Source organism: uncultured Microbacterium sp., from assembly GCF_963528945.1.
GTDB lineage: Bacteria > Actinomycetota > Actinomycetes > Actinomycetales > Microbacteriaceae > Microbacterium.
The window spans coordinates 268422-288531 of the sequence record NZ_CAURWX010000001.1 but is presented as its reverse complement, the minus strand read 5'-3'; the positions used below and the strand labels follow the sequence as shown (position 1 = coordinate 288531).

14 protein-coding genes are annotated in these 20110 nt (G+C 70.3%); 3 read left to right on the top strand and 11 right to left on the bottom strand.

Going from position 1 to position 20110, the window contains the following annotated elements:
- Positions 1-15: 15 nt before the first annotated feature.
- The 4 genes from RWS82_RS01255 to RWS82_RS01240 all read right to left on the bottom strand — a co-directional run bounded on the left by RWS82_RS01255 (position 16) and on the right by RWS82_RS01240 (position 5550).
- Positions 16-2472 carry a UvrD-helicase domain-containing protein gene (locus tag RWS82_RS01255; RefSeq protein ID WP_314646045.1) on the bottom strand — a complete coding sequence of 819 codons (2457 nt, stop codon included), beginning with the start codon at positions 2470-2472 and terminating at the stop codon, positions 16-18.
- A 93-nt stretch (positions 2473-2565) separates the two neighbouring features.
- Positions 2566-3579, bottom strand: coding sequence for an ABC transporter permease (locus RWS82_RS01250; RefSeq protein ID WP_314646043.1), 1014 nt, complete (start codon positions 3577-3579; stop codon positions 2566-2568).
- Entirely contained in the window at positions 3576-4538 is a 963-nt protein-coding gene (locus RWS82_RS01245; RefSeq protein WP_314646041.1) for an ABC transporter ATP-binding protein, read from the bottom strand. Before RWS82_RS01245 ends, RWS82_RS01250 begins: the two co-directional genes overlap by 4 nt.
- Positions 4539-4551: 13 nt before the next feature.
- Positions 4552-5550, bottom strand: coding sequence for a glycerophosphodiester phosphodiesterase family protein (locus RWS82_RS01240; RefSeq protein ID WP_314646038.1), 999 nt, complete (start codon positions 5548-5550; stop codon positions 4552-4554).
- Positions 5551-5640: 90 nt separating this feature from the next.
- Here RWS82_RS01240 and RWS82_RS01235 point away from each other — a divergent pair, with 90 nt between their 5' ends.
- Together RWS82_RS01235 and RWS82_RS01230 are read left to right on the top strand one after the other, a co-directional pair.
- Positions 5641-6552: a Bax inhibitor-1/YccA family protein gene (locus RWS82_RS01235; RefSeq protein ID WP_314646036.1), complete on the top strand. Its 912-nt coding sequence runs from the start codon at positions 5641-5643 to the stop codon at positions 6550-6552.
- 154 nt (positions 6553-6706) lie between these two features.
- Positions 6707-6979 (top strand): GlsB/YeaQ/YmgE family stress response membrane protein, encoded by a 273-nt coding sequence (locus tag RWS82_RS01230; protein ID WP_314646034.1) that lies wholly within the window; start codon positions 6707-6709, stop codon positions 6977-6979.
- Positions 6980-7196: 217 nt separating this feature from the next.
- On the opposite strand, the gene RWS82_RS01225 is transcribed toward RWS82_RS01230, so the two are convergent.
- The 6 genes from RWS82_RS01225 to RWS82_RS01200 form a co-directional block, all read right to left on the bottom strand.
- Positions 7197-8588: a glycosyltransferase gene (locus tag RWS82_RS01225; RefSeq protein ID WP_314646033.1), complete on the bottom strand. Its 1392-nt coding sequence runs from the start codon at positions 8586-8588 to the stop codon at positions 7197-7199.
- 11 nt (positions 8589-8599) lie between these two features.
- Positions 8600-10186 carry a glutamine-hydrolyzing GMP synthase gene (gene guaA / locus RWS82_RS01220; protein WP_314646030.1) on the bottom strand — a complete coding sequence of 529 codons (1587 nt, stop codon included), beginning with the start codon at positions 10184-10186 and terminating at the stop codon, positions 8600-8602.
- Positions 10183-10695 (bottom strand): DUF3817 domain-containing protein, encoded by a 513-nt coding sequence (locus RWS82_RS01215; protein WP_314646029.1) that lies wholly within the window; start codon positions 10693-10695, stop codon positions 10183-10185. Before RWS82_RS01215 ends, guaA begins: the two co-directional genes overlap by 4 nt.
- A 121-nt stretch (positions 10696-10816) precedes the next feature.
- A complete protein-coding gene (locus RWS82_RS01210) occupies positions 10817-15070 on the bottom strand; it encodes an ExeM/NucH family extracellular endonuclease (protein WP_314646027.1) in 4254 nt (1417 codons plus the stop codon).
- Positions 15071-15261: 191 nt separating this feature from the next.
- Positions 15262-16008 (bottom strand): SURF1 family cytochrome oxidase biogenesis protein, encoded by a 747-nt coding sequence (locus RWS82_RS01205; RefSeq protein WP_314648142.1) that lies wholly within the window; start codon positions 16006-16008, stop codon positions 15262-15264.
- Between the two features lie 59 nt (positions 16009-16067).
- Positions 16068-17183 (bottom strand): GuaB3 family IMP dehydrogenase-related protein, encoded by a 1116-nt coding sequence (locus tag RWS82_RS01200; RefSeq protein ID WP_314648140.1) that lies wholly within the window; start codon positions 17181-17183, stop codon positions 16068-16070.
- Positions 17184-17257: 74 nt separating this feature from the next.
- On the opposite strand from RWS82_RS01200, the gene RWS82_RS01195 reads away from it, so the two are divergent.
- A complete protein-coding gene (locus tag RWS82_RS01195; RefSeq protein WP_314646026.1) occupies positions 17258-18355 on the top strand; it encodes an FAD-dependent oxidoreductase in 1098 nt (365 codons plus the stop codon).
- A 60-nt stretch (positions 18356-18415) separates the two neighbouring features.
- On the opposite strand, the gene RWS82_RS01190 is transcribed toward RWS82_RS01195, so the two are convergent.
- A complete protein-coding gene (locus RWS82_RS01190; protein ID WP_314646023.1) occupies positions 18416-20104 on the bottom strand; it encodes an ATP-binding cassette domain-containing protein in 1689 nt (562 codons plus the stop codon).
- Positions 20105-20110: the final 6 nt, after the last annotated feature.

Below are 20110 nucleotides of genomic sequence, written 5' to 3'. Positions count from 1 at the left end.
CGCGACGTCCGCGCGTCAGATCTTCTCGATCGGCGCGACCTTGATGAGGAGCTTCTTCTGCCCGGCGGTGTCGAACCGCACGTGCGCGATGCGCTTCGCCCCTTCGCCCGTGACCGCGTCGACGCGTCCCTCACCGAAGTCGACATGGCGTATGCGGTCACCGGCGTTCAGTTCGAGATCGCCGTTGTCGCGCACCTTCGCGGTGACCCGGTTGGGGAAGCGGTCCATCGCGGTCGAGAGCGGCTTGAGCGACTCGCGGCCGGGGAGCGGCTTGACGCCGAAGCGATCACCGCCGCCCGAGCCGCCGCCCGGCCGGCGCGCGTTGAGGGCGCGGGACTGCATGCCGCCGCGCGAGTTGACGTCGCCCGGCGACTGACGCCAGTCGATGAGCGCGGCCGGGATCTCCTGCAGGAAGCGGCTCGGCATCGCGACCGTCACCTCGCCGAACTGCGCACGGGTCATCGCGAGCGACAGGTGCAGGCGCTTGCGGGCGCGGGTGATGCCGACGTAGAACAGCCGCCGCTCCTCCTGCGGCCCGCCGGGCTCGCCCGCCGAGATGCGATGCGGAATGAGGTCCTCTTCGACACCCGTGACGAACACGGCGTCGTACTCGAGGCCCTTGGCGGTGTGCATGGTCATCAACGAGACCGACCCCGACTCGTCGTCGAGATCGTCGGCATCGGCGACGAGCGCGACATCGGTGAGGAAGTCGACGATCGTCCCCTCGGGGTTGTTCCGAGCGAAGTCGCGGGCCACGGCGACGAACTCGTCGAGGTTCTCGACGCGCGCCTCGTCTTGCGGGTCGCGGCTGGCGCGCAGCGCGTCAAGGTAGCCGCTCTTCGACAGCAGCAGACCCAGCCCCTCGGCGACCGAGGTCGGCGGCGGCACCTCGCCCGAGGCGGGCAGCATGATCGCGGTGGCCTCGTCGAGCACGGCGTCGAGCTGCGTGATCGCGGCCTGGATCTTGGGTCCGACGCCGAGCTGCGCCGGCACCGACAGAGCGGCACGGAACGAAATGCCGTGCTCGTCGGCGAAACGGGCGATGGCCGTCTCGGTAACGTCCCCGATGCCGCGGCGCGGCTTGTTGAGGATGCGCCGCACCGCCATCTCGTCGGCCGGGTTCGCGACGGCGACGAGGTACGCCAAGGCGTCTTTGATCTCGGCGCGCTCGTAGAACTTCGTGCCGCCCATGATCTTGTACGGCACCGCCGACCGGATGAAGATCTCCTCCAGCGCCCGCGACTGCGAGTTGGTGCGGTAGAAGACGGCCATCTCGGAGTAGGGCGTACCGGCCCGGTGCAACGCCTCGATCTCGTCGGCGACGAACTGCGCCTCGTCGTGCTGCGAGTAGCCGGTGAAGCCGATGATGCGGTCGCCGTCGCCGCGGTCGCTCCAGAGCTTCTTCTCTTTGCGGTCGAAGTTGTTGCCGATCACGGCGTTCGCCGCCGAGAGGATGTTCTGGGTCGAGCGGTAGTTCTGCTCGAGCAGCACCACGCGCGCGCCGGGGAAGTCGCGCTCGAACTCGCTGATGTTGCGGATGTCGGCACCGCGGAACGCGTAGATCGACTGGTCGGAGTCGCCCACCACCGTCAGCGAGGCCCCGGCGGTCGCCGGATCGTCGGCGTCGGCTTCGGGCTCGAAGATCATCATGCCGCCGGAGGCATACGGCTCGGGCGAGGCCGTCGAGACCGGACGGGTGAGCTCGTGGATGAGCGCATACTGGGCGTGGTTCGTGTCTTGGTACTCGTCGACGAGGATGTGCCGGAAGCGGCGACGGTACGTGTCGGCGACCTCGGGGAAGGCGCGGAAGAGGTAGACGGTCTGCCCGATCAGGTCGTCGAAGTCGAAGGCGTTCGCCTTCTGCAGCTGCCGCTGGTAGTCGGTGAACAGCTCGACGAAGATGCGCTCCGCGGGGTCGGACATGTTCGCCTGACGCGCGTACGCCTCAGCGTCCGACAGCTCGTTCTTGAGCTTCGAGATGCGCGACTGCACCGACGCGGGGGTGAGACCGTAGGCATCCGCCTCGTGCTCCTTGACCAGACGCTTGATGAGGGCGCGGGAGTCGCCCGAGTCGTAGATGGTGAACGACTTGGTGAAGCCGAACTGCTGAGCCTCGCGACGCAGGATGCGCACGCAGGCCGAGTGGAAGGTCGAGATCCACATGCCGCGAGCGGCCTCGCCGACCAGTCCCTCGACGCGCTCGCGCATCTCGCCGGCGGCCTTGTTCGTGAAGGTGATGGCGAGGATCTGGCTGGGCCAGGCCTCACGATTCCGCAGCAGCGAGGCGATCCGGCGGGTGAGCACACTGGTCTTGCCCGACCCTGCACCCGCGACGATGAGCAGCGCGGGGCCGCGGTACGTCACGGCGTCGAGCTGCTGGGGGTTGAGGCCGGCGAGGAGGTCGTCGGTCGCGGTGGTCCCGGACGAGCGGGGTCCGGCGGTTCCGGGGACGATGAGGGGAGCTTCGGTCATGGCCTTACGAGTCTAGGCCGGGCATCCGACACTGCGGGGCCGGGCGGAGACCTCCGCCCGGCCCCGCCGCTCGACACTCACCGAAGGGAACGGTCAGGCGATCCGGGTGCCGGGCGGCAGACGCCGAGCCGGGGTTCCCGTGCGCGCCCACGCACCGGCGAAGAGCGATCCGGCCACCACGAGCTGCACGCCCAGCCCGACGAACCAGCTGGGCACCGTCGACTCGACGATCTCGCGGGGGGTGGGGGTCGGTGAATCGGCGCACGCGTCCCACCGCTGCTCGAGCGGCGAGAGCTGCGCGCTGCGCACCCCGAGCTTGATCTGACCGAACAGGTCGACCGGATACCCGCCGGCACCGTACTCGGTCGGCGTCGCATCGGCCAGCACGACGAACGGGTTCGCAGCGAGCGCCCACCAGACGAGGTCGAAACGCGGAACCTCGGTGGGGTACTCGTCCCACTCGTCGCAGATCGGCGTGCCGTTCGCGGTGTAGGGCCGGCTGTAGCTCGTCGCTTCGGTGCGCACGGCCATACCACCGAGCGCGAAGACGATGAGCGAGCCGATCACGAGTGCCGCGACCACCAGGTACGTGGTGGCCACCGAGAAGAGCGGGCGGGCGATGAGACCGCTGAGCCCGACCCCGATCGCGGCGACGATGACGATCTCGGCGGCGAGCACCAGCAGCGAGACGAGGAGCACGACGGGGTCGGCCCCGCCCCCGAGCAGTGAGAGCGCGAGGAACGGCAGCGCCACGAGCAGGAACGCCCCTCCCGACGCGACCGCGGCGAGCAGCTTGCCCAGCATGATGTCGCCGGTCGAGGCGGCCGTCACCTGCACGGCCGCCAACGTCGCGGCCTCGCGGTCCCCGTTTATCGCGTTCCCGCTGAGTGTGGGAGAGATGAGCACCACGAGCAGCAGCACCATATTCACGACGACCGAGTAGACGCCGGCCCCGATGGCCTCGCCGTACCCGAACACCGCGAACGCGAGCATGGTCACCCCGATGAGCACCACCGCGAAGACGCCGAGGAGCACGTACCAGCCGACGCTGCGCAGCCGCTGCGTCAGCTCGAGGCGCGCGATGGTGCCGATGTGCGAGAGACTCATGCGCCCGCCTCCGTTCCGGTGGGCGCAGACGGATGCCCGCCGGCGCTGTCGAGGTGCAGGAAGGTGTGCTCCAGCGCACTCTGCGCCGGGGCGAACTCGACGACGGGCAGGCCCGCACCCACGAGCGTGCGCAGGGCGTGCGCCGCCGACTCCTCGTCGACGAAGCCGAGCAGCACCGAGCCGCGGTCGGCCCCGAGGTTCTCCGCGGGCAGGCCGAGGGCGGATGCGACCTGCCACGCGTCGGCGTTCCACCGCTCGGTCGACGAGCCCGCGAGACGCAGCCGCCACGTGCGCGCGGTGGCCTGGGCGGGTGCGGCATCCACCACGGTGCCGCGCACGAGGAAGACCGCGTCGTCGATGACCTCCTCCAGCTCCGACAGCACGTGGCTCGAGATGAGCACGGTGCGCCCCTCGGCCGCCAGGTCGCGCAGCAGCGTGCGCAGATGCACACGCGCCTCCGGGTCGAGTCCCGAGGCGGGTTCGTCGAGCAGGAGCACCTGCGGGTCGTTCACGAGCGCCCGCGCCAGGCCGAGCTTCTGCTTCTGACCTCGCGACAGCACCTTCGCCGGCGCATCGCCCAGCTCGGTGAGCCCGACGACACCGAGGAGTTCGACGGCACGACGCGCCGCGTCATCGCGGGTCCTGCCGTAGAGGCGTCCCGTCGTGACGAGCGTCTCGCGCGCCGTGAGCGACGGCCAGGCCCCGAGGGCATCCGGCATCCACCCGAGCAACCGGCGGGCGGCCAGCGGGTCTTCGAGCGGGTCGACGCCCGCGAGGCGGATCGAGCCCGCGTCGGGCGCGAGCAACGACGCGAGCATCAGCAGCAGCGTGGTCTTGCCCGCCCCGTTGGGGCCGACGAGGCCGGTCACCCGCCCCGGTCGCGCCTGCAGGGTGGCGGATCGCACCGCCTGCACCTGTCCGAACGCGCGGCTGACGTCCTGCACAACGATTCCGGTCATGCGCGACAGTCTGTCAGTAGTGCCGCTCCGCGGCGAAGATCGCCACCCCGAGGTCCGGGTGGTCGACGAAGACCCCGTCCACCCCCTGCGCGGCGATCGCCGCCCACTCCCCCGCGTAGTCGCCGAAGGCCGCCTTCCCTCCGGCACCGCGGAACCGCCGGGACAGGAAAGAGTTCTCGGGGCGGCACGTCCAGGTGAAGACCGTCAGCCCGCGCTCGTGCGCATCCTGCACGAGGGAGTTCCCCGGTGCGAGCAGCAGCTTCTTGCTCACGCTGATGCCGTCGACGGTCTCCGCGAGGGCATCCAGCCCGTCGGGCGCGACCATCTCGGCGTACGACGCCGCCCTCGCGCCGTGCAGGGCGACCTGATCGTACGGCTGCCCGGACGCTTCGACGAGGAAGACGTACGACCCCCGGATGCCCCGTTCGCGCAGTCGCCCCAGCACGGTCGACTCGAAGCACTCGACGATGAGGGGTCGCGTGCCGTCCGCCCATCCGGCGGCACGCAGGTCGCGCTCGATCAGCGGCACGAGGTCGATTCCGACCGACGCGAAGAACGTCGGATGCTTCACCTCCAGCACGACGCCGATCTCGCGGCCCTGCTCCTCGGAGGCCGCGTCGACCAGAGCGAGGAGGTCGCTGAGGCGGAGCATCCCCTCGGTGTCGTCGTGGCGCGCACTGTCGGGGCGCAGGTGCGGCAGCCGCTCCCGCACCCGCAGGCGCGACAGTTCCTCCCAGGTGAAGTCCTCGGTGAACCACCCGGTGAGCGACTCCCCGTCGACCCTCTTGGTGGTGCGTCGCCCGGCGAACTCCGGATGATCGGCGACATCGGTCGTGCCGGAGATCTCGTTCTCGTGGCGCACGACCAGCACGCCGTCCTCCGTGGCGACGACGTCCGGCTCGACGGCATCCACCCCCATGGCGAAGGCGAGCTCGTACGACGACCGGCTGTGCTCGGGCCGGTACCCGGGTGCGCCCCGATGGCCGATGACGAGCGGCGTTTTCCTGGGCACGCTCACAGCGTAAGCCACCCCATCCCGGCACCCGCCCGGGTATCGTGGAGGAAAGCGACCTACGACCCCCTTTTGGAGTGAGGCCCACCGATGAGCAATTTCGCTTTCAACAATCCGGCGTTCCAGCAGCAGGACCCGCGGAACGTCGCGACCTACCCCGGCGCGCCGCAGGCTGCTCAGGGAGCCCAGACCGCGTCGTTCCAGCACGCGGGCATGGATGCCGCCGCCAACGCGCAGCTCGAGGGCATGTACGCGGCTCCGTCCGCAGGCTCGCTCGAGACCGACCGTATGTCGGTCGAAGACACGGTCTGGAAGACCGCCGGCCTGTTCGGCATCCTCCTCGTCGCCGCCGTGGTCGGCTGGGTCTGGACCCTCGGCGGCATCGACCTGAACTCCCTCGCGAGCGTCTCGCTCGTGCCGTGGATGCTCGGTGCGCTGGGCGGCTTCGTGCTCGCCATGGTCATCACCTTCACGTCGCGCAAGAAGGTCCGCCCCGCGCTGATCTTCGCCTACGCGGCCTTCGAGGGTCTGTTCATCGGCGGCATCTCCGCGTTCTTCGAGGTCATGTGGCCCGGCATCGTCCTGCAGGCCACGCTCGCGACGGTGGCCGTCGTCGGCGTCACGCTCGCCCTCTTCGCGAGCGGCAAGGTGCGCGCGTCGAAGAAGATGACCAAGATCGTGATGATCGCGATGCTCGGCTACCTCGTCTTCTCGGTGCTGAACCTCATCCTCATGTGGACGGGCGTGCTGCCCCAGGGCCAGGCGTTCGGCCTCTACAGCATGGAGATCGCCGGCATCCCGCTCGGCCTCATCATCGGTGTGCTCGTCGTCTTCATGGCGGCGTACTCGCTGGTGCTCGACTTCGACCAGATCCAGCAGGGCGTGCGCAACGGCGCTCCCCGTCAGTTCGGGTGGCTCGGCGCCTTCGGCATCATGGTCACGGTCGTCTGGCTCTACGTCGAGATCCTGCGCATCATCGCGATCGTCCGCGGCAACAACTGACCCGCGGTCTGCTCATCCGCACGAAGGCCCGTCTCCTCGGAGGCGGGCCTTCTGCCATGTTGGGGCGCCTCGGCGCAAGGGGTTAGCTGAAAAATCCCTGAGAGGCGAGACTGGAGGAATCAGGCGAACGTCGTCTGAGTACTAGGAGGTCACCATGAGCTTTCTCGGCTTTCTTCTTCTCGGTCTGATCGCGGGAGCCCTCGCGAAGCTGATCCTGCCCGGCAAGCAGGGCGGCGGATGGTTCGTCACCCTGATCCTGGGCGTCGTGGGCGCGCTCCTGGGCGGCTGGCTCGGCTCGCTGCTCCTCAACCGCCCGCTCACCGAGTTCTGGGATCTGGGCACTTGGCTGCTCGCCATCGGCGGCTCGATCATCGTGCTGCTGATCTACGGCCTCATCGTGGGTCGCAACAGCAAGGCGCGGAGCTGACCTCAGCCCCCGCGTCACCGGGCCCGTCTCCTTCCGGAGGCGGGCCCTTCTGCGTCCCGCCCCTCTCCCCGGCTCTCCCCCTCCGACCTTTCTCCGCTCCCGTCGCATTTTCTGTCGCGGGGACGGCGCCCCGGCGACAGAAAATGCGACGGGAGCGAGCCCGCTGGGCGTCAGCGGCGACGGGAGCGGGCGGCGACGGGAGCGGGTGGGCTGGACGTCAGCGGCGACGGGGCGGACGGGCGGTGACGTCGGCGAGGACCTCGGTGAGCGCGGCGAGCGACTTCTCCGGGCTCCAGGCGGCGGCGACCGTCGGGGCTTCGGCGCTCAACCGGGCGTGCAGCTCTGGGTCCGAGAGCACGTCACGCAGGGCCGCGGCCAACGCATCGACGTCGCCGCTCGGAGCGAGTACTCCCCCGCCCCTCCCGAGCACGTCACGGATGCCGTACCGCACGTCGTACGACACCACCGGGGCCCCGTGGAGTAGCGCCTCGACGATCGACAGCGGCTGTCCCTCGAACGCGGTGGCGGTGAGCACGACGGATGCCCGATCGAGAACACGGCCGGGGTCGTCGGTGTACCCGGCGAGAACCACGCGGTCCTCGGCGTCGAGCTCGGCGATGAGCGCCGCGAGGCGTTCCTGCTCCGGCCCGCCTCCCCAGATCTCGAGCCGTGAGTCCGGCACGTCGGCGGCGAGGAATGCTCGGATCGCCTGATCGACGCGCTTGCCCGGAGCGAGACGTCCCAGGACCACCACCAGTCCGGCCTCCCGCAGGTCCTCCCGGCGGTCGACGGGGGCGATCGGGTTGGGCACGGTCGCGTTCCACGCACCGTCGCCGAACCGCGCCACGACGTCATCGCGCTGCGTCGCGGTGGGCCAGATCACGGCATCGAATCGGTCGGAAATCGCGAACCATCGCGTCCACAGCCCGTTGATGGGGGCATCCGCCGTGTAGGGCGCCTCCAGGTGGATCGTGTGGATGGTGTGCACGATGCGCACGCGCGGATCCGCCCAGCCGACGATGAGCTCGCCGAGCTGCCGTGACTCGCAGATCACGATGATCGGTCGATCGTCGTGCTGTGCCACGAGGTGCGCCAGCCAGGCGCGGTAGAGCCCCCCGAACCCGGCGAGGCCGCCGAGCACGCGGCCGCTTCCATCGAAAACCTGCACGGGTTCGACACTCAGGTGCCAGTCGGGGTTGCCGGGGATCACCGGCAGCGCCAGGAACGGCCGCCCCTCGGCATCCTCGATCGTGCGGTACTCGACCTCGCCACGCGCGACGAGCGCCCGATCGGCGGCCGCGCGCAGCCAGTCGGCCGCTCCGCCCCGCGCATCGACGGCCTCGTCGAACAGGTTGCGCAGCCGCGAGGCATCGGTGAGCGCCCCCCGCGCGACGAACGTGTCACGATGCGACGCGTGATCGGCGGCGGTACCCGGATCGAAGGTCAGCAGCTGCGGGCCGCGCCCCTCGGCCACGCCCGCTCCCGCGAGCTGTCGCGCGCGCGCGAGCGTCGCGATGGTGTATCCGCCGTCCAGGCCCGGAATGAGCCGGGACGACAGCACCAGGTACTCGGCGTCCGGCAGGACCGGGCCGAGCTCGGACGAGGGCATGCCCTCGCCCGTCACTCCCACTCGATCGTCCCCGGGGGCTTCGACGTGACGTCGAGCACCACGCGATTGACGTCGCGGACGCCGTTGGTGATGCGGTTCGAGATCTTCGAGAGCACGTCGTACGGCAGACGCGTCCAGTCGGCGGTCATGGCGTCTTCGCTCGACACCGGACGCAGCACGATCGGGTGCCCGTACGTGCGACCGTCGCCCTGCACGCCCACCGAGCGCACGTCGGCGAGCAGCACGACGGGGCACTGCCAGATGTCCTGGTCGAGGCCCGCCTTCGTGAGCTCCTCGCGCGCGATGGCGTCGGCCTCGCGCAGGATCTCGAGGCGCTCCGCCGTGACCTCGCCGATGATGCGGATGCCGAGACCCGGACCAGGGAACGGCTGGCGTCCGACGATCGCCTCGGGGATGCCGAGCTCGCGGCCGATCGCCCGCACCTCGTCCTTGAAGAGGGCGCGCAGCGGCTCGATCAGCTCGAAGTCGAGGTCGTCGGGAAGTCCGCCGACGTTGTGGTGCGACTTGATGTTCGCCGTGCCCGCGCCGCCGCCCGACTCGACCACGTCGGGGTAGAGCGTGCCCTGCACGAGGAACTTCACGGGAGCACCGCCGTCGGCCTTCGCCTCTTCGACGAGGTCGAGCTGCACCTTCTCGAACGCGCGGATGAACTCGCGCCCGATGATCTTGCGCTTCTCCTCGGGGTCGGTCACGCCCTCGAGGTGACCGAGGAACGTCTCGGCCGCGTCGACGGTGATCAGGCGGACACCGGTCGACTCGACGTAGTCCTTCTCGACCTGCTCGCGCTCGCCCTTGCGGAGAAGCCCGTGGTCGACGAACACCGCCGTCAGCTGATCGCCGATCGCCTTGTGCACCAGCGCGGTCGACACCGCGGAGTCGACGCCGCCGGACAGCGCAGAGATGACGCGGGCGTCGCCCACCTGCTGGCGGATGCGCTCGACCTGCTCGGCGATCACGTTGTCGCTGTTCCAGTCGGAGGCGAGCCCGGCACCCTTGTGCAGGAAGTTCTCGAGCACGCGCTGACCGTGGTCGGAGTGCTTGACCTCCGGGTGCCACTGCACGCCGTAGAAGCCGCGGTCCTCGTTCGCGAAGGCCGCCACCTGAGTGGCTTCGGTGGTAGCCAGCACGTCGAAACCCTCCGGCGCGCGCGACACCTGGTCGCCGTGGCTCATCCACACGTTCTGCTCGGCGGGCTGACCGGCGAGGAGCGTGCCCCCGTCGCCGGTGACGACGGCATCCGTCGCGCCGTACTCGCGCAGCCCCGTGTGGGCGACCTCGCCGCCGAGGGTCTGCGCCATGTACTGGAAGCCGTAGCAGATGCCGAGGGTCGGGACGCCGAGGTCGAACACCTCGGGGTCGAGGCGCGGCGCCCCCTCTTCGTACACCGACGACGGCCCGCCGGACAGGATGATCGCCACGGGGTTCTTCGCGGCGATCTCGGCGGCGGTCGCGGTGTGCGGCACGATCTCGCTGTAGACGCCGGCCTCACGCACCCGTCGGGCGATCAGCTGCGCGTACTGCGCGCCGAAGTCGACGACGAGCGCCGGGCGCTGCTGGGTCTCGGACTGTTCGGTCAACGGGCACCTTCCGGGGCGGGGGTGGAGGCCGCAGCGGCCTCCCGGGTGGCGAGGTAGGTCTTCACCTCTCGGGCGACGACCGACTCCATGAAGAACGAGAGCAGGGGCACGACGCCGCCGAGGGCGAGCAGGATGAAGCGCTTGAAGGGCCAGCGCATGAGGCTCCAGACGCGGAAGCACGCGAACAGGTAGACGACATAGAACCATCCGTGCGCGACGAGGATGCCGAGCGAGAGGTTGAAGCCGTCGCCGAGCGAGGTCATCTCGCACGCGTTCGTCATGGGCAGGAAGAGCGACCACCACTGGCAGTCGGGCCCGGCGATGACGCCGGCGAACCACAGCGGCCCTCCCGAGCCGCCGAGGAAGAGCTCGAGGTGGATCGGCGTGTACTTCAGCACCATCTCGGCGAGCAGCAGGAGCAGCATGACTCCCGTGATGATCGACGCGATCTGGTAGAACTTCAGCGCACCGCGGATCGCCGGAAAGCTGGCGACTTTCGGTTCGGGCATGCGACCAGTCTAGTCGGCGCTGCGCCGCCTCCGATCCGGCCGAGCGAGGCCGTGCACCGGTACGACGGAGGCCGCCGGGATGTTCCCCGACGGCCTCCGCCTCACCGCATCGCGATGCGGGTCACCACCATCCGGAGATGAGGTCGATGATCCAGTCGATGATGCCCCCGATGATCCCGCCGACTCCGCCCGCGCGGTTGACGGTGACGGTGGCCGTGGCCTCGTCTCCGTCGGCCTGCGCGACCGCGACGGTGTACTTGCCGGGTTGCGTGCCCTTCGGCACGGTGACGGATGCCTGGAAGGCACCGTCTGCGCCCACCTTCACGGTGCCCGCCTCGATCGGCGCGCCCTTCTTCGGACGCAGCTGCACCGTCACCGTCTCGCCCGGGGTGTATCCCTCGCCAGTGATGGCGAGCTTCTTCCCGGCCGCGACCTTCGAGGAACCGAGCTCGATCGATCCGGCGAACTCCGGCTCACCGGTGATGGTGAAGGGCACCTGCGCCGAGGTACCGGTCGACGGCACCGAGATGGTGAGCTGCTGCTCGCCGGTGACGCCCTCGGGAACCGTGAAGACGAGCGTCGCGCGCCCGGCCTCGTCGGTGGTGTCCACGATCGTCGGATCGACCGTGCCCGTCACGAGCGGGATGTCGCCGAGCGACAGCGCGACCTCGCCGGGCGCTGGCTCTCCGGCGCTGAAGGCCAGCGACGAGAGTGCGACGGTGACCTGGTCGCCGGCGCTGTACCCGTCGGCATCCGCCGGGCTGACTGTCACACCGATCGCGCGCTGGGCGTAATCGGGCTCGGCCGTGCCGTTGGCGTCGAACCAGTCCACCATCGACTGCAGGTCGATCTTGCCCGTGTCGCGCTTGTCGTCACCCTCCTTGAACGTGGAGAAGTTGTCTCCGCCGCCCGCGAGGAACGAGTTCGCGGCGACCGTGTACTCCGCCGCCGGATCGATCGGCGCCCCGTCGAGCGTGATGCCGGTGATGTGCGCTCCGCGTGCCGCGGTCGGGTCGTAGGTGTAGACCAGACCCTCCGAGACGCCGAGCTTCAGGAACGGACGCGCCGACCCCGTCGGCTGCCACTGCTCCTCGAGCACCCGCCGGATCTCGTCACCGGTCATGGTGAGGGTGACCAGCGTGTTGGCGAACGGCTGCACGGTGGCGGCCTCGCGGTACGTGACGTTGCCCGCGGGGTCGGATGCCCCCGACGACGCGTACGTCAGGTTCGCGCGGATACCGCCCGGGTTCATGAGCGCGATGTCGGCACCCGTGGACCACTTCTGCACGTCGGCGACGAAGTTGCCGATGGTGGACTCGCCACCGCGGTTCTCCGACCCGTTCGTCTGGCGCGCCCGGTTGAAGTCGGCGGTGATGTCGCCGACCTTGATGGCTCCGAGCACGTCGGCCTCGGCCTTCGCCTTCGCGACGATCTCGGCGACGCCCGGATCGGCCGGGTACAGCGGCTGACCGTTGGCGGTGAGGGGCTTGATCTCGTTGGTGATCGAGATCAGCTCCTTCGTCTGCGGGTCGACCTGCAGGTTCATCTTGCCGAGGTTCTCGCCGTACTGCCCCGCTGAGACGACCGGGCGGCCGTCGATCACGTGGTTGTACGCGAGGTGGGTGTGCGCCGACACGATCGCGTCGACGTCGTCGTCCACCCCGTAGACGATCTCGCCCAGCGGGGACTCCGGCGTGATGCTGGCGAGCTCCGTGCTCTCGGCGCCCTCGTGCACCAGGAGGATGATGACGTCGGCCTCGCCGTTCGATGCGTCGCCGTCGCGGAGGTCGTCTGCGACCGCGTTCACCGAGTCGGCGATGCTGCGCACCTCCAGGTCGGCGATACCCTCGGGCGAGACCAGGGAGTCGAGGTCTTCGGTGACGGCCCCGATGAAGCCGACCTTCACCCCGTCGAGCTCCTTCACCCAGGCGGGTGCGAGCGCGGGCTCGCCCGTCTCGGTGAGGAAGACGTTCGACGAGATGTACTCGAAGTCGGCGCGGTCCTGCACGCGGTCGCGCAGGTCCTCCCAGCCCTGGTCGAACTCGTGGTTGCCGGCCGCGCTCACGTCGAGGCCGGCCGCGTTGAGCGCGTCGATGGTGGGGTTGTCATCGTTGATGAACGACGTGAAGGTCGAGGCGCCGATCAGATCTCCCGCTCCCGCGAAGATCGTGTTCGGGTTCTCGGCGCGGAACTGCTGCACGGCGCCCGCCAGGACCGCCGCGCCCGCGGCGGCGCCGTCGGCCTCGATGCGCCCGTGGAAGTCGTTGATCGTGACGACGTCGATGCTCACCGGGGGCACGTCGGCCGAGACGCCGACGATGATCGGGTCGTGGTCGCTCGACCGGTACGGCGTGCCCGCCTCGGTCGCGCCGAACGCGTAGCTGCGGTCGCTCCACTCCGGGGAGTTGATGCCCCAGACGCCCGCCCCGGTGATCGACGACGTCAGCGACGGCGACGCGATCACGTGGTCGAGCGAGCCGAGCTCACCGTCGAACGAATAGGTGTACTGGCCGTCGGTCGTGTCGGCGACCAGGTCGCTCCAGCCGGCCGAGGTGAAGACGTCGATCGGGTCTTCCTGCCCGTAGGCGTTGAAGTCGCCGATGAGCAGCAGGTCGCTGCTGCCGGTCGATTCCTCGAGTTCACCGGCGAAGTCGAGCACGGCCTCGGCCTGCGCGACGCGGTCGGCGTTGAAGAAGCCCTGCCCGTCGGCGGGCTCCGCGCCCGCGCCCGAAGGCGGGGACTTCGACTTGAAGTGGTTCGCGACCACGGTGACGATGCGACCGTCGATGTCGAACGCCTGCGCGATGGGTTCGCGCGCGTTGCCCCACACCGTCTCGTCGGTGATCGTCGCGCTGTCGCCCACCGGGGAGACGGCGTCCTTCTTGTAGATGATCGCGTTGGTGATGTAGTCGGTCGTCGACGCGTCGTTCAGCGCGTCCGGCGTGGGCACGTACGCCCACACCTCGCTGCCGGCCGCCGCGTTGAGACCGTCGACGAGGTCGGCCAGCGCCGTGTCGATCGGCTTGCCGAGCTTGACCGAGTTCTCGATCTCCATGAGCGAGACGATCTCGGCGTCGAGGCCGTTGATCGCGGCGACGATCTTCGACTTCTGGATCGCGAACTCCTCGGCGTTCGCCGCGCCGCGGGCGTCCGCGTCCTCGGTCTTCAGCGTCGTGAAGTAGTTGAAGACGTTGAAGGACGCGACCTGCACGTCTCCGCCGACCTCGGGCGCCGCGGTCGGGCGCGGGTTGGTCGACTCGAATCCGACCTTCAGATCGGCGGGCGAGGAGTCGTCGATCGGGACCGTCGGCTGCAGGCGCCAGTCGTCGAAGCCCCACTGCAGGATGTAGCCCTCGTCGCTGAATTCGACGACGTCGCCGTTGCGCACGACCTGCTCGGTCGTGAAGTAGGGCTGCTCGCCGGGGTGGTTCTTGTTGTTCACCTGGAGCGACCAGGCGTCGTCGAGCAGGATGCGGTTCGCGCGGTTGGCCGCCGTGATCGCGGCCGCCTCATCGCCCGGGCGCGTGGTCTCGGTGCTCTTGACGTTCAGGTCGTCGCCGGCGTTCAGCCAGAGCGTCCCGTAGTTGTACAGCTGGTGGCTGGAGGCCAGTCGATAGGTGCCGCTCGGCGCGACGAGCATGTTCTCGTACTGCTCACGGTCGGCTCCGAGCACCGTGTCGGGGAGGGGCGTCGCGGCGGGGACGCCGGCGCCGGCCGTCACGACCTCGATGTCGCTGAGCGCGGTCGGGTTGATCTGCGTCTGGCCGAAGTACTCGCTCACGGTGCCGGTGACCGAGACGAGGTCACCGCGGTCGAGGGTCGGAGCGAGGGCGTTCAGGTACACGAAGACGCCATCGGATGCTCCGGGCGTGGCGTCGTCGGCACCGCCGGAGCCCTGCGTCTGGATGACGATGCCCTTGTACCCGCCCGTGCGGTAGTCGGCGGTGACCACTCCTTCGACGGTCACGGTCTGCCCGGTGAGGGGCGACGCGCCGCCGGTGCCCTGCACCTGGGCGATCGTGTGCGTCGCCGGCGTGCTCGCCGCCGCGGCCTCGGCGGGGGCCGACTCGGCGGGCGCGGTCTCGACGGGCGCAGCCGGTGCGGCCGCCTCGTCGTCTGCGGCATCCGTCGCGGGCACGGCGGGCGGGGTATCCGTCGCGGGCGCGGAAGGAGCGGGGGTCTGCGGCGCACCGGTCTCGGTGGCGGTCGGCGCGGGCGTCTCGCCCGAGTCGTCGACGGCGAAAGCCGGGGCGGCGCCGATCGAACCGAACGCAAGAGCGACGGCGGTGGTCAGAGCGAGAGCGCCGGTGCGCCCCCGCTTCCGGAATTCTGACGGATCGACTCCCGTGCGGGCGTCGTCGTGGGGGGCTGACATGCGAACGGTCTCCTCGACATTGTGGATTTCGGTGACGTCGGGCCCTCGTGGGGCCGGTCGTGCGCCCACCCGGGTCGTCGCCGGGACGCGCGCATGTCAGCGAGCCTACGGAGGGGCTCCGACATCCTCAACGGTGTTCGCCGTTTCGTCACCGAGTGCTCACCCGATGCGCGCGAGCCCCCGCGCGCGCCTCAGGCCGCTTCCGCGTCCTCGAACTCCTCGACCTCGCGCTCCCAGGCGTCTTTCGCGAGCCGGTACCAGAGATAGAAGGCGAAGCCCGCGAAGATGACCCACTCCGCGGCGTAGAAGACGTTGAGCCAGTTCACCGGTGACTGTTCGGCCGGCGCCGGGGAGGCGATGTCGTCGAGCCCGCCGAGCGCCGTCGTCGACGCGAGGTACGGGCGGTACACGTCGAGCTGCTCGGTGTCGTGCCAGAAGCCGAGCAGAGCGGCCGTCGACATCCGCTCCATGCGCGTCGGATCGTCGTGGGGCGGCACCGCCGGGCCTTCATCCGAGATGATGCGGCCCGAGAGCTCGACGACCGATCCGTCGTCGTCGTTCATGCGATCGACCGCGGCGTCCGCGCTCTCCCGGTCGGGGGCCCACCCGATGGCGACCGCGATCGACGCGCGTTCCGCGACCCGCAGCTGGCCGGTGACCCAGTAGCCCTCGGCACCGTCGTTGAACCGCTTCGCCACCACGAGGAAATCGCCGGGCACCCACGTCCCGGTCGTTTCGACCCGCTGTCCGACGAGCGGTTCTGCCAGGTACTCCCCCGGCTCGACGACGGCGGTGAGGGGCTGCACCTGCTCGGTCGCGCCCGGAGCAGGGGGGTCGGTCTCGATCGCGCGCTCCAGCTGCCACTGCCCGAGCCAGGCGAAGACGCCGGCGACGAGCAGGCAGAACAGGAGCATGCCGATCCACCGCCCGCGCAGCATGACCTCGCGCAGGGTCGGCGGGAACAGCGGAGCGGAGGACACGGCGGGATGCGGGGCGATCAGTTCTCGTACGGCGCGAGCACGACCTCGACCCGCTGGAACTCCTTCAGGTCGGAGTAGCCGGTGGTGGCCATCGACTTGCGAAGGGCACCGATGAGGTTCGCCGTGCCGTCGGCGACCGGAGCCGGGCCGTAGAGGATCTCCTCCAGCGTGCCGATGCCGCCGACCTGCACGCGGCGTCCGCGCGGGAGCTTCGGGTGATGGGCCTCGGGGCCCCAGTGGAATCCGCGGCCGGGCGCGTCGGTCGCCCGAGCCAGCGCGACGCCGAGCATGACGGCATCCGCGCCCATGGCGAGAGCCTTCACGATGTCACCCGAGGTGCCGACGCCGCCGTCGGCGATCACGTGCACGTAGCGTCCGCCCGACTCGTCCAGGTAGTCGCGGCGCGCGGCTGCGACGTCCGACACCGCGGTCGCCATCGGCGCGTGGATGCCGAGGGTCGCGCGCGTCGTCGACGCCGCACCCCCGCCGAAGCCCACGAGCACGCCCGCCGCACCGGTGCGCATGAGGTGGAGGGCGGCGGTGTAGGTCGCCGCGCCCCCGACGATCACGGGCACGTCGAGGTCGTAGATGAACTTCTTGAGGTTCAGGGGCTCGTCGACGCTCGACACGTGCTCGGCCGACACCGTGGTGCCGCGGATCACGAACAGGTCGACCCCCGCCGCAGCGACGGTGTCGTAGAACTCCTGGGTGCGCTGCGGGGTCAGCGATCCGGCGACCGTGACGCCCGCCTCGCGGATCTCGGCCAGGCGCTGCGTGATGAGCGCCGGCTTGATCGGCTCCGAGTACAGCTGCTGCATGCGCACGGTGGCATCGGCATCGCTGAGGCCGGCGATCTCGGCGAGCAGGGGCTCGGGGTCGTCGTACCGCGTCCACAGGCCCTCGAGGTCGAGCACGCCCAGGCCGCCGAGCTGCCCCAGCATGATGGCCGTCTGGGGGCTCACGACGGAGTCCATCGGGGCGCCCAGCACGGGGATGCCGAAGCCGAACGCATCGATCGTCCACGCGGTCGACACGTCTTCCGGGTTGCGCGTGCGCCGCGAGGGCACCACCGCGATGTCGTCGAACGTGTACGCGCGACGCGCGCGCTTTCCTCGGCCGAGCTCGATCTCCATGGTCACCACCCCAGCCTACCGGGCACGCGAGGCGGCGACGGCTGGGAGACTGGGAGGCGACGTCGGGAGGACGCATGGGAACGGATGCAGTGGAGGTCGTCGTCGTGGGCGGCGGCGCGATGGGGCTCACCACCGGGTGGGAGCTCGCCCGCCGCGGAGTGCGGCCGCTGGTGCTCGAGCGGTTCGCGCGCGGACATCACGAAGGGGCGTCGCACGGCGCCACCCGCAACTTCAACAACGCCTACACCGAGGAGCACTACCTCGACCTGTTGCAGCGGGCTCGGGAGGGGTGGGATGCCCTCGGACTCGTCGACGGCGAACCGCTGCTGCGCCTGCACGGGCTCGTCACGCACGGCGATGTCGACCTCGACGGCATCCGGGATCGACTGCACGAACGGGGCATCCCCGCGGAGATGCTCTCGTCGGCCGGAGCCCGGGCCCGCTGGACCGGCATGCGCTTCGATGGCGACGTGCTCTGGTCGGCGGACGCCGGCGTGGTGCGGGCATCCGCCGCGCTCCTCGAACTCGAACGCCGCATCGTCAGGGCCGGGGGCGAGGTGCGCTGGCGCACGCCGGTGACCGGACTCCACGATGACGGCGACGGCGTGGAGGTCGCTCTCGCCGACGGCACCCGGCTGCGGGCCGACACGGCGGTCGTGACCGCCGGCGCCTGGAGCGCCGCCCTACTCCCCGACCTCGGACTGCCGCGGCTCACGGTCACCGAGGAGACTCCGGCGCACTTCGCGCCGCGCGAGGCGGCGGCGCAGTGGCCCTCGTTCAACCACTACGTGGACCCGGGGGCATTCCCCGCGACGGTGTACGGCATGCCGACGCCCGGCGAGGGCGTGAAGGTCGGCTTCCATCTGGTGGGTGACGTGGTCGACCCCGATGATCGACCGCACCTGCCGACCCGGCAGGCCGAGCTCGCCGCCTACGTGCGCACCTGGATGCCCGGCCTCGACCCCGACTCGGCCGCCCCCATCAGCTGCACGTACACCTCGACCGATGACGGCACCTTCGTGCTCGACCGCCGCGGGCGCATCGTCGTGGGGGCCGGGTTCTCGGGGCACGGCTTCAAGTTCGTGCCGGGGGTGGGCGCCACGCTCGCCGACCTTGCGCTCGACCATTCGGCTGCCGCCGCCGCGCCGTTCCGGCTGCCCGCGCGCACCTGAGGGGTCGAAACACGCCGCGTCCGCCCCCGGGGATGCGGCGTGTCATGACCCCTCACGCCCTCAGCGCGCCCGCACCACCCGCGACTCATCCCACACGGCGACGTCCGACTCGTACACTGCGCCGTCCGCGCCGAACACGAGGAACCGATCGAACGATCGCGCGAACCACCGGTCGTGCGTGACCGCGAGCACGGTCCCGTCAAAGCGCGTGAGCGCATTCTCCAGCGCCTCGGCGGACTCGATATCGAGGTTGTCGGTCGGCTCGTCGAGCAGCAGCAGCGTCGCACCGCTCAGTTCGAGGAGCAGCACCTGGAACCGCGCCTGCTGGCCGCCCGAGAGCGAATCGAACGATTGCTGCGCCTGCCGCACCAGACCGTATCGGTCGAGCGCTGAACTCGCCGCATCTCGCGGAAGCCCGTCTCGGCGCTCGTCGCCGCGGTGCAGGATGTCGAGCAGAGTGCGCCCCGCGAACTCCGGGTGGACGTGGGTCTGAGCGAACAGGCCGGGAACGACCCGCGCGCCGAGGGTGACGCGTCCGGTGTGCGGCACGGATGCGACCTGTTCCACGGCCGAGGTGATGTGTCCGAGGGTCGGGTCCGGCTCGGTCCCGCCGCGGGCGAGGAGCCGCAGGAAGTGCGATTTACCGGAGCCGTTGGAGCCGAGCACCGCCACTCGGTCGCCGTACCAGACCTCGGCGTCGAACGGCTTCATGAGTCCGGTCAGTTCGAGGCGGCCGGCCACCACCGCGCGCTTCCCGGTACGTGCGCCGCGCAGCCTCATGTCGAAGTCCTGGGTGCGGGGGCGCTCTTCTGGCGGCCCGGCGTCTTCGAATCGACGTAGTCTCGTCTGCGCCGCCTGATAGCGCGAGGCGAACCCGTCGTTCGCCGACGCCTTGACCTTGAGCGTCGCCACGAGAGCGCGCAGCTTCGCGTGCTGTTCGTCCCAGCGGCGGCGCAGTTCGTCGAGGCGGTCCAGCCGGTCTTCGCGCGCGCGGTGGTAGGTGGCGAACCCGCCGCCGTGGACCCAGGCGGTCGCGCCCGCCCCGCCGGGTTCGAGAGTGATGATGCGGTCTGCGGCGCGAGCCAGCAGCTCGCGGTCGTGCGAGACGAGCAGGACGGTCTTGGACGTCTGCTGCAGGCGCTCCTCGAGCCACCTCTTCCCCGGCACGTCGAGGTAGTTGTCCGGCTCGTCGAGCAACAGCACCTCGTCCGGTCCGCGCAGCAACGCCTCCAGGGCCAGTCGCTTCTGCTCGCCCCCGGAGAGGGTGGACAGGTCGCGCCATCTCGCGCGCTCGAACGGGATGCCCAGGGCGGCCACGGTGCACTGATCCCAGACCGTCTCGTGCTCGTACCCTCCTGCGTCTGCATACTCCGCGATGGCGCTCGCGTAGGCCATCTGCGAGTCGTGGTGGTCGTGCGCGATCAGGGCGTTCTCGGCGGTGTCGAGCGCTTCGGCCGCCGCGCGAATGCGGCGGGGTGCGACGCGCACGAGCAAGTCGCGCACCGTCTCGTCGGACGAGCCGTGCCCGACGAACTGATCCATCACGCCCAGGCCCCCGTCGATGGTGACGACCCCGTCGTCCGGTTGCTGGTCGGCGCGGATGATGCGCAACAGCGTCGTCTTGCCGGCGCCGTTGGGCCCGATGAGCGCGCTCGTCGACCCCTGTCCCACGCGGAAGCTCACCTCGTCGAGCAACGGCCTGCCGTCGGGAAGCGTCAACGAGACGCCAGAAACATCGATATACCCCACCGTGCG